This window comes from Streptomyces sp. NPDC003011 (assembly GCF_053591515.1).
In genome coordinates, this window is sequence record NZ_JBSFTY010000078.1 from 25,307 (window position 1) to 38,333 (window position 13,027).

At 73.1% G+C, this 13,027-nt stretch carries 13 protein-coding genes and 2 pseudogenes; 6 read left to right on the top strand and 9 right to left on the bottom strand.

All coding sequences use genetic code 11. The features are described 5' to 3' along the window. Positions 1 to 323: 323 nt before the first annotated feature. The gene (locus ACWD0J_RS31795) at positions 324 to 887 is read right to left on the bottom strand and encodes a TetR/AcrR family transcriptional regulator (protein WP_451499311.1); all 564 of its coding nucleotides are present in this window, start codon (positions 885 to 887) and stop codon (positions 324 to 326) included. After that, on the bottom strand, positions 884 to 1,246 hold the full coding sequence (locus ACWD0J_RS31800; RefSeq protein ID WP_451499312.1) for a DUF1304 domain-containing protein: 363 nt from the start codon (positions 1,244 to 1,246) through the stop codon (positions 884 to 886). The genes ACWD0J_RS31795 and ACWD0J_RS31800 overlap by 4 nt, the downstream gene beginning before the upstream one ends. 267 nt (positions 1,247 to 1,513) lie before the next feature. On the opposite strand from ACWD0J_RS31800, the gene ACWD0J_RS31805 reads away from it, so the two are divergent. Next, positions 1,514 to 1,906, top strand: a complete 393-nt coding sequence (locus ACWD0J_RS31805; protein ID WP_451499313.1) for a VOC family protein — start codon at positions 1,514 to 1,516, stop codon at positions 1,904 to 1,906. Positions 1,907 to 2,137: 231 nt separating this feature from the next. Here the strand turns inward: ACWD0J_RS31805 and ACWD0J_RS31810 are convergent, their stop codons facing one another. After that, a complete protein-coding gene (locus tag ACWD0J_RS31810) occupies positions 2,138 to 2,434 on the bottom strand; it encodes a DUF4235 domain-containing protein (protein WP_451499314.1) in 297 nt (98 codons plus the stop codon). Between the two features lie 15 nt (positions 2,435 to 2,449). After that, a complete protein-coding gene (locus ACWD0J_RS31815; protein ID WP_451499315.1) occupies positions 2,450 to 3,475 on the bottom strand; it encodes a glutathione S-transferase family protein in 1,026 nt (341 codons plus the stop codon). Positions 3,476 to 3,605: 130 nt separating this feature from the next. Here ACWD0J_RS31815 and ACWD0J_RS31820 point away from each other — a divergent pair, with 130 nt between their 5' ends. Then, entirely contained in the window at positions 3,606 to 4,577 is a 972-nt protein-coding gene (locus tag ACWD0J_RS31820) for a cation diffusion facilitator family transporter (protein ID WP_451499316.1), read from the top strand. Positions 4,578 to 4,644: 67 nt separating this feature from the next. On the opposite strand, the gene ACWD0J_RS31825 is transcribed toward ACWD0J_RS31820, so the two are convergent. Next, entirely contained in the window at positions 4,645 to 5,088 is a 444-nt protein-coding gene (locus tag ACWD0J_RS31825) for a nitroreductase family deazaflavin-dependent oxidoreductase (protein WP_451499317.1), read from the bottom strand. Positions 5,089 to 5,296: 208 nt separating this feature from the next. Between ACWD0J_RS31825 and ACWD0J_RS31830 the strand changes: the two genes are divergently transcribed. Next, positions 5,297 to 5,731 (top strand): nuclear transport factor 2 family protein, encoded by a 435-nt coding sequence (locus tag ACWD0J_RS31830; RefSeq protein ID WP_451499318.1) that lies wholly within the window; start codon positions 5,297 to 5,299, stop codon positions 5,729 to 5,731. Between the two features lie 15 nt (positions 5,732 to 5,746). Here ACWD0J_RS31830 and ACWD0J_RS31835 read toward each other — a convergent pair. Next, a pseudogene (locus ACWD0J_RS31835) lies at positions 5,747 to 5,863 on the bottom strand (lysine transporter LysE); the annotation flags it as partial. A 116-nt stretch (positions 5,864 to 5,979) separates the two neighbouring features. On the opposite strand from ACWD0J_RS31835, the pseudogene ACWD0J_RS31840 reads away from it, so the two are divergent. Beyond that, positions 5,980 to 6,242 (top strand): annotated as a pseudogene (locus ACWD0J_RS31840) (flavoprotein); the annotation flags it as partial. 29 nt (positions 6,243 to 6,271) lie between these two features. Here the strand turns inward: ACWD0J_RS31840 and ACWD0J_RS31845 are convergent. Further along, positions 6,272 to 7,126 carry a hypothetical protein gene (locus ACWD0J_RS31845; RefSeq protein ID WP_451499319.1) on the bottom strand — a complete coding sequence of 285 codons (855 nt, stop codon included), beginning with the start codon at positions 7,124 to 7,126 and terminating at the stop codon, positions 6,272 to 6,274. Between the two features lie 257 nt (positions 7,127 to 7,383). Between ACWD0J_RS31845 and ACWD0J_RS31850 the strand changes: the two genes are divergently transcribed. Further along, positions 7,384 to 8,352, top strand: coding sequence for an aldo/keto reductase (locus ACWD0J_RS31850; RefSeq protein WP_451499320.1), 969 nt, complete (start codon positions 7,384 to 7,386; stop codon positions 8,350 to 8,352). Between the two features lie 607 nt (positions 8,353 to 8,959). After that, positions 8,960 to 11,074 (top strand): RICIN domain-containing protein, encoded by a 2,115-nt coding sequence (locus ACWD0J_RS31855; RefSeq protein ID WP_451499321.1) that lies wholly within the window; start codon positions 8,960 to 8,962, stop codon positions 11,072 to 11,074. A gap of 7 nt (positions 11,075 to 11,081) precedes the next feature. Here ACWD0J_RS31855 and ACWD0J_RS31860 read toward each other — a convergent pair whose 3' ends face one another. Beyond that, on the bottom strand, positions 11,082 to 12,338 hold the full coding sequence (locus ACWD0J_RS31860; RefSeq protein WP_451499323.1) for an SLC13 family permease: 1,257 nt from the start codon (positions 12,336 to 12,338) through the stop codon (positions 11,082 to 11,084). A gap of 92 nt (positions 12,339 to 12,430) precedes the next feature. Next, the coding region (locus ACWD0J_RS31865) for a DUF4232 domain-containing protein (RefSeq protein WP_451499322.1) at positions 12,431 to 13,027 on the bottom strand (597 nt) is incomplete at its 5' end.

A 13,027-nucleotide genomic window follows, 5' to 3' on the forward strand; every position in this document is an offset into this window, starting at 1 on the left:
GACCGAGGCGAGCGGTCGCGAGGGCGACGCCCGCTGAGGGTGGGGGAAGGCGCACTTCCTGGCCACCTGACAGGGGGGAGGAGGCCCGGCGGTCCGTGCGCGACCCGGAGGGCGTCCTGGGTGGCGCCGCACTCACACGCCCTACGACGGTGACGTCCGCCTGCTCGCCGACGCCCGCGACACCGGACGCCAGCCACCGGACACGGTTCGGTGACCGGCAGGTGTGGCCGGCCGACAGCACGTGGGCGGCGTACGTCCGCACCCCGGACGGCGTCGAGAAGTGGTCCGCGGCGAACGACCGGAACCCGCGGCGCACGCAGCGCTCACCTGCTGGCGTGCAGGGCGACCAGCAACTGCCACACCTGGTCGGCGATCTGCCCCGCGCCGGCGTCGAGCAGCCCGTGCAGCCAGTCCGCCAGCACACCGGCGAAGGTGGCGGCGACGGCGGAGGCGACCAGGGGCGCGTCCGCCGCGCCGGCCAGTTCGCGCTCGCGCAGACTGTAGGACCGCAGGTCCCGGTGCAGCACCCGCCCGAGCGGACCGCCGCCGCCCGGGGTCAGCAGAGCCCGGTACAGCGGGGTGTGCGGGGCGAGCGAGGCGAAGAACTCCGCCAGCGCGGGCGGCGCGTGCACCGGGTCGGGCCGCCCGCGCCAGGCGTGCAGCGCGTCCACGGCGTCCCGTACGACGTCGGCGCAGGAGTCGACCGCGAGTTCCTCCAGGTCGGCGTAGTGCACGTAGAACGTGGCCCGGCCCACCCCCGCCCGCCGCACCAGCGCGGCCACGCCGACCTCCGCCAGGGGCCGTTCGGCGCACTCGTCGAGGAGGGCGCGGCGCAGCCGCTCCCGGGTGCGGGCGGCCCGCGGGTCCCCGGTCCCGCCGCGGCTCACCGCGCGAGCAGGACGGCGCCCAGGGCGAGCGCGCCCGGCAGTGCCTGCGCGAACAGGATGCGGCGGTTGGCCGTGACGGCCCCGAACACGCCGGCGACCACGACACAGCACAGGAAGAACACCTGGGCGCGGAAACCGGTCGGATCCGCAGCGATCAGGCCCCAGACCAGGCCGGCCGCGAGGAAGCCGTTGTAGAGCCCCTGGTTGGCCGCCATCGGCGCGGTCGTCCGCGCCGTCTCGTCGTCGAAGCCGTGCAGGCCCCGGCCCGGTTTCTTCCGCCAGAGGAACATCTCCAGCACCAGGATGTACGCGTGCAGGACGGCCACCAGCCCGACCAGCACGTTCGCGACCGTCTCCACGCGCGGGGCGCTCCTTCGTCTCAGCCGGCCATGCGAGCCGGCCATGCGAGCCGGCCATGCGAGCCGGCCATGCGAGCCGGCCATGCGAGCCGGCCATGCGAGCCGACCGCCACTTGGACAGGTGTGGACAGGTGTCCAACATACATGGACACCTGTCCACACCTGTCCGAGTGGCGGGTCGCCGACTGAATCCGGCGGCTCGGGATATCCGCAAGGAACAGGGCCGCGCGGCACGACGCCTCGCGCCCCGAACCCTTCGGAGGAGACATGGCCTTGGTCAAAGCGGGCGTCATCGTGCTCGACTGTGCCGAGCCCGAGAAACTCGCGGTGTTCTACAAGGAACTGCTGGAGGCCGAGCAGATACACGAGAGCGCCAACCGGGTGGAGATCAGGGGCGGCGACGGGTTCCGGCTGGCGTTCCGACGTGATGTGAACGCGACGCCCCCGAGCTGGCCCCGCCCCGAGAACGCCTTCCAGGCCCACCTGGACTTCCTGGTGGAGGACCTGGACGAGGCGGAGCGCAAGGTCATCGGGCTCGGCGGGCGTCCACTGGAGACGAAGGACGCCACCGGCCCGTACGAGGAGCGCGGTTTCGCCGACCCGGCCGGCCACTCCTTCACGCTCCGCCTCGTTCCGTCGACGGCGCCCAAGCAGGGCTGAGCGCCGTCCGAGCATGCCGGCCGGGGACCTGGAGGGCCGGCCGGGGACCTGGAGGGGGTGCCGTTCGGATCACCTCAGGTCCGCGACGCCCGGCACGGCACCTCGCCGTGTCGTCGCATGACCCGCGTACGCCCGGCACGCGGGTCATGCTCTGCCTTGCGATACATCGCACCATGCGCCGCACCATGCGCTGCGGCCTGATCCGAGGTGATCCGGACGATCCCCTCCGGATCAGTCCCGGCCGCCCTTCTCACCGGCCGGCCAGACACCGGTGGAGCGCTCGATGGCGGTGGCGCCCGCACGGTCCACCGCGCTGCGCACCACGGCGAAGATGGCGCCCTGGACGGCGGCGGCCAGCAGGATCTCCCCCCAGCCGCGGTCCCGGTCAAGGGCGTCGGGCGCGTCGTCCTCGTGCCGGATCGCCTTCCAGGTCTTCTGGAAGGCCATGCCCGCCAGCGTTCCGCTGGTCCAGCCGAGCACGAAGCCGAGAGGCTTGTAGGCGATGGGCAGCTTCTTCTTCTTTGCCACGTGGATCTCCTTGGGTCAATGGGTGGGTCGGTGGTGTGCGGGGACCGTCTCGGCCGCCGGCACGGGGCCCGGCGGCGTCCCGTCGCCGAACGGCCGGCCGCCCAGCTGCTCCCGGTGATGGGGTGTCAGCCAGCCCGACAGGTCCGGTCCCAGCGGCACGACGCCGGTCGGATTGATACCGGCGTGCACCTGGTAGTAGTGCCGCTTGATGTGGTCGAAGTCGACCGTGTCGCCGAAGCCCGGCGTCTGGTAGAGGTCACGGGCGTACGCCCACAGCACCGGGTTCTCCGTCAGCTTCCAGCGGTTGCACTTGAAGTGACCGTGATAGACGGCGTCGAAACGGACCAGTGTGGTGAAAAGCCGGATGTCCGCCTCGGTGATCGTGTCGCCGACGAGATAGCGCTGCCGCTCCAGGCGCGGCGTCAGCAGCTCCAGGCGCCTGAAGACGCCCGCGCAGGCGGCCTCGTACTCCTCCTGTCCGGTCGCGAAGCCCGCCCGGTAGACGCCGTTGTTGACGTCCTCGTAGACCTCCGCCATCACCGAGTCGATCTCGTCGCGCAGCGCCCGCGGGTACAGCTCGGGCGCCCCTTCCCGGTGCAGGGCCGTCCACTCGGTGGCGAGGTCCAGGGTGATCCGCTGGTAGTCGTTGGTGACCAGCTTCCCGCTCGGCACGTCCACGATCGCGGGCACGCTGACGCCGCCGGGGTAGTCCTTCTCCCGCTTGTCGTAGGCCTCGCCGAGATAGCGGATGCCGAGGACCGGGTCGCGGCCGTCCGGGTCCAGGGTGAACCGCCAGCTGCGGTCGTCCTGGACCGGGTCGGCGACGGCGAGGGAGAGGGCGCCCTCCAGACCGAGGAGCCGCCGGGAGACCAGCGCCCGGCTCGCCCACGGGCAGGCACGGCTGGCGACCAGCCGGTAGCGGCCGGCCTCCACCGGCCAGCCGTCCCGGCCGTCCGCGGTGATCCGGTCCGCGAAGTGACTCCTGGACCGCTTGAACGTCTTCCTGCCGTACCCGCTGTTGCCGTCCTCGCCGGCGCCCATCGTTCCTCCCTGCTCTGCCGTGCGGTACGCCCGCCGCTGTGCCCCGCGGTGCGCCTGCCCTGGTGAACGCGTTCCCCGTTTTGCGCCGACGGCACGGCGTGAGTCGAAACGACGGGGGCAGGCGGCGGAGGTGACAGAGACGACCTCACGACAACAGGCGGACCGGAAGACCCGCGTCACCGTGCTCGTGGCGCTCGCCGCGAACCTGGTGATCGCGGTGGCCAAGGCGGTGGGCGGCCTCCTCGCCGCATCACCGGCACTGCTCTCGGAGGCGGCGCACTCCGTGGCCGACAGCCTCAACGAGGTCTTCCTGCTCGCCGCGTTGCGCCGCAGCAGCCGCCCCGCCGACCGGCGCCATCCCTTCGGCTACGGCAAGGAGCGGTTCTTCTGGTCGCTGCTCGCGGCCGTCGGGATCTTCGTGATGGGCGGCTGCTTCTCCTTCTTCCAGGGCGTCGAGGCCCTGCGCAACGGCGCCGAGGAGAAACTCAGCGGATATGTGGCGGGCCTGGTCGTGCTGGCTGTCGCCCTGCTCGCCGAGGGGGCCTCGCTGCTCCGCGCCCTGTACCAGGTGCGCCGGCAGGGCGGCGGTATGGACGGACTGCGCGACCCCGCCCTGCGCACGGTCATCGCCGAGGACGGCACCGCGGTGCTCGGCGTCACCCTCGCGATGGCCGGCATGGCGCTGCACATGGTCACCGGGCAGGTCGTGTGGGAGGCGTCCGCGTCGCTGGCGATCGGGGCGCTGCTCGTCTATGTCGCCTACCGGCTGGGACGCGACGCACGGGCCCAGCTGATCGGGGAGGCCGCCGAGCCGGAGGCCGGCGGCAGGATCCGGGCGGTGCTGGAAGCCCAGCCCGAAATCGACAGCGTGGAGGCGCTGTTCACGATGAAGATGGGCCTGGACTCGCTCCTCGTGGCCGCCCGCGTCGACCTGATACCCGGCCTGGACAGCGAACGCGTCGAGGAGGCCGCCGTACGCATCAAGCGGTCGATCGCCTCCACCGTCCCAGGGACGGACCAGATCTTCCTCGACGTGACCGACCGGCCCGCCGCGGAAGCACGAGAAAGCCCCGCCGCGACGGGGGAGCGCGGCGGGGCCTGACGAACGGGTGCCCGGCGGACGCGAGTCCATGCGTTCGCCGGGCAGAACTTTTCCCGAGGAGCCGGCGCTACTCGACGGGCTCCAGCACGAAGACCGGAATGTCCCGGTCGGTCTTCTTCTGGTAGTCGGCGTACGCCGGGTAGGCGGCGACCGCGCGCTCCCACCACTCGTCCTTCTCCGCGCCGGTGACCTCACGGGCCGTCATGTCCTGCTTCCGCGGTCCGTCCTGGAGCTCCACCCGCGGGTCGGCCTTCACGTTGTGGTACCAGACCGGGTGCTGGGGCGCCCCGCCCAGGGAGGCGACGACGGCGTACCGGCCCTCGTGCTCGACGCGCATCAGCGGTGTCTTGCGGAGTTTGCCGCTCTTCGCGCCCCGGGTCGTCAGCAGGATGACGGGCAGGCCCGTGTCCAGCAGTGTGGTCCCCTCGGTGCCGCCGGAGCCCTCGTACAGCTCGACCTGCTCGCGCACCCACGGGGTCGGGCTGGGTTCGTACTCCCCCTCGAGAGGCATGGCATCCGTCCCATCGTCGTCGACTTCGGCTCACTCGCACGCGGGTCGGCACCGACCCGTGCGGAATTCATTCTCACCGTGTTCCCCAGTGGCTCCAAAGGACGCTGCCCGGCCATTACTTCACTGGTCATCGCCAGGGCGGACCAGGTACGGCACAGTCGTGGGCGATCCGGCACGACAGCCGTCGGTCCGAACGAAGGAGCCGCCCATGACCACGACCACCGACACGACCACCCGCGCCGTCGTCGAGGAACTGCTGCTACGGATCGGCGCCGGCGACCCGGAGCGGATCGCCGACCTGTACGCCGAGCGGACCGACTGGCGGCTCAGCTGGCCCGAGGACGAGCACGGCCGCGCCGCCACCCCGTGGATCCGGCACCGTGCCACCCGCGCCGACGCCGCCGCCCACTTCCGGGAACTGGCCGCCCACCACGTCGCCGGGCAGGCCGCGACCCGGATCGAGCGGGTCCTGGTGGACGGCGCCGACGCCGTGGTGCTCGGCGAGATCCGGCAGACCGCCGCGCCCACCGGCCGGCCCTATCGCGCCGGGTTCGCCCTGCACCTCACCGTCGAGGACGGACTGATCGTCCGTCATCACGTCTACGAGGACAGCCTCGCGGTGGCCCGCGCCTTCACCCCGTGACCGCCGGGTTCCACGGATACCGGTCCGCGCGGACGTACGAGCGGTGGGGGAGACCAGGCAGGCCGTGACCGCGCCCACGGGGACGGCGATGCCGTACCCCGCGAGCGGACCCGCGACGAGGGCGCCGGTCACGGGCGCGCGAGCACGGGCCCGCACGGTCGGCCGGGCTGCTGCCGGCGGCACACCGGGCGAACGGCGACGGCCGGCGGCAGGAGGACATCGGTCGTCGACATCGCCGGATCCTGGCGCGCGCCTTTCCGCCGCCCGACGCCGTGGTCGTGGCACCGGCCATCTCCAACACCTCGCACAGGGTGGCCACGGCGAGGGTGTCGGCCAGCCCGGCCGCCCATTTGCCGAGGCCGCTCACCGGGAGAGCCTCGTACGGCTGCGCAGGACGGGCGTGAGGTCCGGCGACCCGTACGCGGGCGCGGCGGGGGAGAGCGGCGGGCGGCCGGAGTTCGGGTGGGAGCGGGCGCTGGATCTGCTGGGTGAGTCAGCGGGCGACCCGTGACGGGAGCCCGGTGAACGCCGGTTCGCCGCTCACTCGCAGGCGACCGTGGGTCCCGCGAGCATGCCGCCGGTGTACAGGGCCTGACCGCGGGGCATCCAGTAGCCCAGTTTGGACACCACCGTCGAGCAGGTGTCCCGCACCGAGACGCGGACCACCACGGTCGAGGGCCGTCCCGGCTGGAGGTCGGTGAGCGCGCAGTCGAGGGCGTGGAGCTGTCGGGCCGTCGAGGGGTGGCGGCCGGTCAGCGGATTCACGCAGCGGGCGTCGGAGGTGGTCAGCCGCACCCCGCTGGCCTCCTCCCCGATGAGTCCGAAGCGGGCGCTGCCGTCGCCCTGGTCGCTGTCGCGGAACACGGTGTACGTCAGCGTGGTGGCCTTCCCGTGCCGCACCGCGTCGCGGTCGACCTCGACACGGTGCGTGGGCACGGGCTTGGGCGCGGTCATCGTCAGCGTGGCGCGGACGGTCCCGCGCAGGTCCACCCCGGCGGGCGCGGAGCGCACATGGACGTCGGCCTCGACCTCGTAGGTGCCGGGGCCGGCGTACTCGCCCGAGCCGGGCAGCGTCCCGGTCGCGAGCGTCCGGCCGTCGCGGCGCGCGGTCCAGGTGCCCGAGGTCAGACAGCCGAGGGCGCCGGCCGGGGGCTTGCGGCAGGTGGCGGGCGCCGACACCGCCATCGTCGGTGTCCCACTGCCCGCGCAGAGGCTGACCGAGGCGTGCTGCCCGTCCGGGCCCCGCAGGGTTCCGGCGGGCGCGCACAGCGTCGCCGGGGCCTGGACGGCGGGCGTCGGCGCGGGGCTCGGAGTGCCCCACGCGGGTGATACGAGGGCGAGCGGCAACACCGCGGCCCCGAGCAGTGTCCTCAGCAGGGTCAGACGTGTCGGCACCGAGTTCCTCCCGCACGGTCAGGACCGGCCGGGCGCCGGTCACTGCGCCGAGGATGCGGGGCGGACCGGCCGGCCGGCCGCTCCCACGCCGTGCCGTCACCTACGGGCAGCAACCGGACTGGGCCGTGTGCCGCACAGGGCCCGCGGAGCGCACGGGGCGTCGGCGGGCACGGGAGCGCACGCGGTCACCGGGCCTGGAGCGCACCCGAAGTCGTACGCTCCCTTGCGTACCCATCCCGAAGGCAGGAGCGGCAACGATGCAGTACGTGAAGCTCGGTTCGACGGGCCTGGACGTCTCGCGGATCTGTCTGGGCTGCATGACCTACGGTCTGCCGGACCGCGGCACGCACGAGTGGACCCTCGGCGAGGAGGCGTCACGTCCGCTGATCCGGCAGGCGCTGGAGGCCGGGATCAACTTCTTCGACACCGCCAACGTGTACTCCGACGGCACCAGCGAGGAGATCGTCGGCAAGGCGCTCGCCGACTTCGCCCGCCGCGACGAGATCGTGCTCGCGACCAAGGTGCACGGCCGGATGCGGCCCGGCCCCAACGGTGGCGGCCTGTCCCGCAAGGCGATCATGACCGAGATCGACCACAGCCTCCGCCGCCTCGGCACCGACTACGTCGACCTCTACCAGATCCACCGCCACGACCCGTACACCCCGGTCGAGGAGACCATGGAGGCCCTGCACGACCTGGTGAAGGCGGGCAAGGTGCGTTACATCGGGGCGAGCTCGATGTACGCCTGGCAGTTCTCCAAGATGCAGTACACCGCCGAGCGGCACGGCTGGACCAGGTTCGTGTCCATGCAGAACCACTACAACCTCCTCTACCGCGAGGAGGAGCGGGAGATGCTGCCGCTCTGCGCCGACCAGGGCGTCGGCGTCCTGCCGTGGAGCCCGCTGGCCCGCGGCCGGCTGACCCGGGACTGGGGCACCGTCACCGAGCGCAGCGCCAGCGACGACTTCGGCGGCCGGCTCTACCAGGAGGGCGACCGCGCCATCGTCGAGGCCGTCACCCGTGTCGCGGACGACCGGGGCGTACCGCGCGCCCAGGTGGCTCTCGCCTGGCTCCTGCGCCAGGACACGGTGGCCGCACCGATCATCGGCGCGTCCAGGCCGCAGCACCTCACGGACGCCGTGGCCGCCGTCGCACTCCAGCTCAGCGACAAGGAGACCGAGGAGCTGGAACAGCCGTACACCACGCGGCCCGTCGTCGGCCACTGAAACCGCCTCCGAAGGACGCGGGACAGCGCGAGACCGGCAGCGGCAGCAACGAGCCTGGGCCGACGTGCGGCCCGGCCGGCGGGCCGCACGGCGCGGTCCGTGCGGTGCGTACGCCTCTGTGCGGCTCCGTACGCCTCCGTGCGGCTCCGCACGGCTTCGCGCCGAGCGGCCCAATGGTTCTGACGTGATCCGCGTAGAGCGGTGGCACGCGGGATGGGGTGGCCGTTCAATGGTTTGAGCGGTCCGGGCGGGCAAGCAAGTGAATCCCCTTTCCGCATACGGAGTCGATACGGCCGCAATCCCTAAAAGCCTCCGGGTTGACGCCGAGTCAAATACCGGGGGGCGGGCACGTAATGCTCGAAACCGCGAGATCACTTGTTCCACCTCGCTGGCCTGTGCAAAGGTGGGCGTTGTCGGCGCACGGACAATTACGTTTCCCCTGTGCGCGCGAGGCCGCTCCCGTTCGCTCCCCACGCTTCAAAAGAGCTGTTTCCGGCGGGCGTTCGAGATGCCGAACCCTGTGCGGGTGGGTCCGTCACGCTGTCGACGGCACCGCATACCCAATTGGTACGGACTTTGTGTAGCACGTCCTCGGAGGAATGCCGCAGTGAATGACGCAGGCCTGTCGAATTCCCCGACTCCCGCGCGCCCGTCCGATGCCACGGACGAACAACTGAGTGCAGAGCTCAGGAAGTGGAGTGGGGCGACGCCCGCGCTGCAGCCCGTCGGTGAACTCCTCGACCGGCACTGGGAAGCGGCCTTCGCCTATGCCCGGCTGTGCACCGCCGGCGCCCACCCCGCGGGAATGCTCACGACCGCGGCCTTCACCCGGCTCTTCGGGGAGACCCTGCGCCAGATCGGCCCCACCTCCGCCTGGCGGCCGCATCTGCTGGTCACCGTCCGCCGTATCGCGGCCGAGTGGGACGCCGACCACAGACGCGACCTGCTGCACCCGGACCTGAGGACCGGGGGTGACGGCGGGGACCGGATCGCGGCGCGTCTGCTGCCGCCCGCGAACCGCCGGTTGCTCGCGGGGGCGTTCCAGCGGCTGCCCCAGTCGTCCCGCTGCCTGCTGTGGCACATCGAGGTCGAGGCCGAACCGCTCGCCGTGCCCGCCGCGCTGCTCGGCCTGGACGACGAGGACGCCCGCGTCGAACTGCGGCGGGCCCGCGAGCGGCTCCGCGAGGAGTGCCTCCAGGTCCACCGCGAACTCGCCCCCGAGCAGGAGTGCCGGCTCTACCAGCGGCTGCTGGACGTGACCTACCGGCGTGTCGGCGTCGACCTGGACACCGACCTGCGCGGCCACCTGGAGCGGTGCGAGCACTGCCGGCACACCGCGGACCAGCTGCACCGGTTCCACCAGGGCCTCGGCGGCGCCCTGGCCGAAGCGACGCTCGGCTGGGGCGCCCACGCCTACCTGGAGGCGCGTGCCCGCGTGCGCCCCGCCGCCCCGGACGAGACGGACACCCGGTACGAGGCGCCCCCGAGTGCGGCGTTCCTCCCGGTGCCCGAGCGGATCCCGGGCGAGGCGTTCTTCCCGGAACCGGAGACGATCGCGGGCGAGAACTTCTTCCCGGAACCGGAGACCGTCCGCAGCGAGAACCTCTTCCCCGCGCCGGAGAGCGTCCCGAGCGCGGCCTTCTTCCCGCAACCGCAACCGCAACCGCACCCGCAGACCCCGGCCACGCCGGTCGCGGACGACACCGTCACCGCCGTGGCGACCGCGCCCGCCGCCGCCACCCCGGTCGCCGGCCCCCGTACCGGCTCTCGTGCCTCCTCCCGCAGGTCGGCCCAGAGGACCGCCCGCCGGGTGTCCCGCCGCAACCTCACCGCGGCCGTCCTGACCGTCAGCGGGCTGATCGTCCTCCCGCTGGTCCTGTGGGCCGCCCCCGGCTCCTCGGACGGGACCTCGCAGGCGGACGGCGGCCGGCCCTCCGACGCCCCCGGCGGCGGGTCGGACACCTCGGCGTCCGACCCGTCCTGGGCCGACGCCGGTGACCCGGAGCAGGGCACCATGCGCGGCCGGCTGCACAACGTCGCGTCCGGGCTGTGCGTCGGCATCGTCGGCGACAAGGCCGTCGAGGGCGCGGAGACCGAACTCACGGACTGCTCCTCGGACCAGGGCCAGCAGTGGTCCTACGAGCCCGACGGCCTGCTGCGCAGCGCGCAGGCCCCCGGTCTCTGCGTGGACTCCCGCCTCGGCTACTCGGTGCGGCTGGCCCCCTGCACCGGCGCGGCCAAGGCCGACACCAAGCACGTCCGCTACGACTTCACCCTCCAGGGTGCTCTCGTACCCCGCTGGAACCAGGACCTGGCCCTCGCCCCCGCGGCCACCGACGCGGGTGGCGCCCTGGTCGTCAAGACCCGTGACGACGGCTCCGCCCAGCGCTGGGTGATCGACACCTCCAAGACCGACCTCCAGATGGAGGTGGTCAACTGGGACATCGGCGGCACCCCGACGAAGGCACCCCAGGTCACGCCCACCCCCAAGGCGACGACCCCGACGCCCACGCCCACGCCGTCCGCGACCCCGTCGGCCCCGCGGACCACACCGACGCCGACGCCGACGCCGACGAACCCGTACCCGACGGGAGCGCCCTGCTCTTACCCGAACTACTGCTCGGGGGACGGCCAGTACGGAGGCGGGTACGGGGGAGGCTACGGATACGGATACGGCTACGGCCCGTACGGATACGGCCCGTACGGCGGCGGCCGCCGCTGACCGGTGCTCAGCCCCCGACGACCTGGAGCGATGCCCACAGCGCCAGCACGGCGGGCACCAGCGCGGCCGGGACGGAGAGCAGCCCGAGCCGGGTGAACGTCCCCAGTCCGACGTCGTGCCGGTGCTCGTGCGCGATGCGCCGCCACAGCAGCGTGGCCAGCGACCCGGCGTAGGTGAGGTTCGGGCCGATGTTCACGCCGAGCAGCACCGCGAGTACGGCGCCGGGTCCGGCCGCCGCGGTGAGCGGCAGCAGGACCAGCACCGCGGGCAGGTTGTTGATCAGGTTCGCCAGTACGGCGGCCAGTACGGCGACACCGAGCAGCGCGGCCGGTCCCGTCCCGTCGGGCAGCACGTGCCGCAGGGCGTCGGCGAGGCCGTGGTCGACGACCGCGCGCACCACCACGCCGAGCGCGAGGACGAACGCCAGGAACGCGGGCGACGCCGCCCGCAGCACGCCGAGCGGTGTGGTCTGCCGCCGCAGCAGCGCCCGGACGGCCAGCACGAGCGCTCCCGCCAGCGCGGCCCAGGCCGGTTCGGTGCCGAGGGCGGAGGTCACGACGAACCCGGCCAGCGTGCAGGCGACCGTGACCAGCGCGAACAACGGCAGCTCGGGCGCGTCCGCCGGATCGGGGGAGGGGGCGGCGGGTGTCAGCTCGCGGTGGAAGAAGCGCCGGAAGACCAGGTACTCCGCGGTGACCGCGACCAGCCACGGCAGCGCCATCAGCGCCGCGAACCGGGTGAAGCTCAGCCCGCTCGCCGTGAACGCCAGCAGATTGGTCAGGTTGGACACCGGCAACAGCAGCGAGGCCGTGTTCGACAGGTGGGCGCTCGCGTAGGCGTGCGGCTCGGCGGCGACCCGCATCCGGGAGGCGGTGGCGAACACCACCGGCGTCAGCAGCACCACGGTGGCGTCCAGACTGAGGACGGCGGTGATCGCCGACGCCAGCACGAACACCGCCGCCAGCAGCCGCCGCGGTGATCCCGCCGCCCGGCGGGCCATCCACGCCCCGCACGCCTGGAACAGTCCCTCGACGGCGCAGAAGTGGGCGAGCACCAGCACCGCGGCGAGGAACCCGACCACCGGCCCCAGCCGCTCGGCCTCCTGCCGCGCGTGCTCCAGCGAGATCGCCCCGGTCACGATCACCACCCCCGCCGCCGGGACGGCGACCACCGCCTCGGGCAGTCCGAAGGGGCGCAGGACGGCCCAGGCGAGAACGGCGACGAGCAGGACGACGGACAGGGTTTCGGCGAACGGGGTGGTCAGGACCGGTCCTCAGGTGTGCGAACGGGTGTGCCCGCCCATGAAAGCAAACCCGGGTAAAGGGCCCGCCAAGCAACCGGCGCCGGAGCCGCCGGTCAGGCGCCGGTGCCGGGGCTGAACGGGATCAGCCGGACCGACGCCTCGTTGCCGGACACGGGAACCCTGCCCGCCGTCCATGTCACCTTCAGCGGGTCCCGCTCGTCCGGCGGGGTCACCAGCAGCGCCGCGGGAGTGGCCGCCCGGGCACCGCTCACCTCGGGGCTGGAGAACGACAGCCCGGCCCACGCGCTCTTCCCCGGCGCCAGCGTGACCGTCTCGGGGGTGGCGGCGGACCGCTCCGGGTCCGGGCCCAGCTGCCTGCCCGAGGCGTCGAGGAAGGCGGCCCCCGGGTAGCCGCGCACGGTGCAGACGCGGGCGGAGGTGTTGGTCAGGACGATGGGGAAGTTCGACTGGCCGGCTCCCGGGTTGTTGCGGCCGACCCAGGCGCGCAGCTCAGAGGTGCGGCAGCGGCCGTTCGTGGCGGCCGGGGCGTCGGTCGCCCCGGTCGAGGCCGGTGCGGCGGAGTCCTCGGGCACGGTGCTCGGCGTCGCGGTGCCCGGGGCCGCGGTGCCCGGGGCGGGGCCGGTGCCGGAGGGATCCGGCCGAAGGTCCGCGTCAGGGAGAACGGGATCAGCAGGAGCAGGAAGATCTCG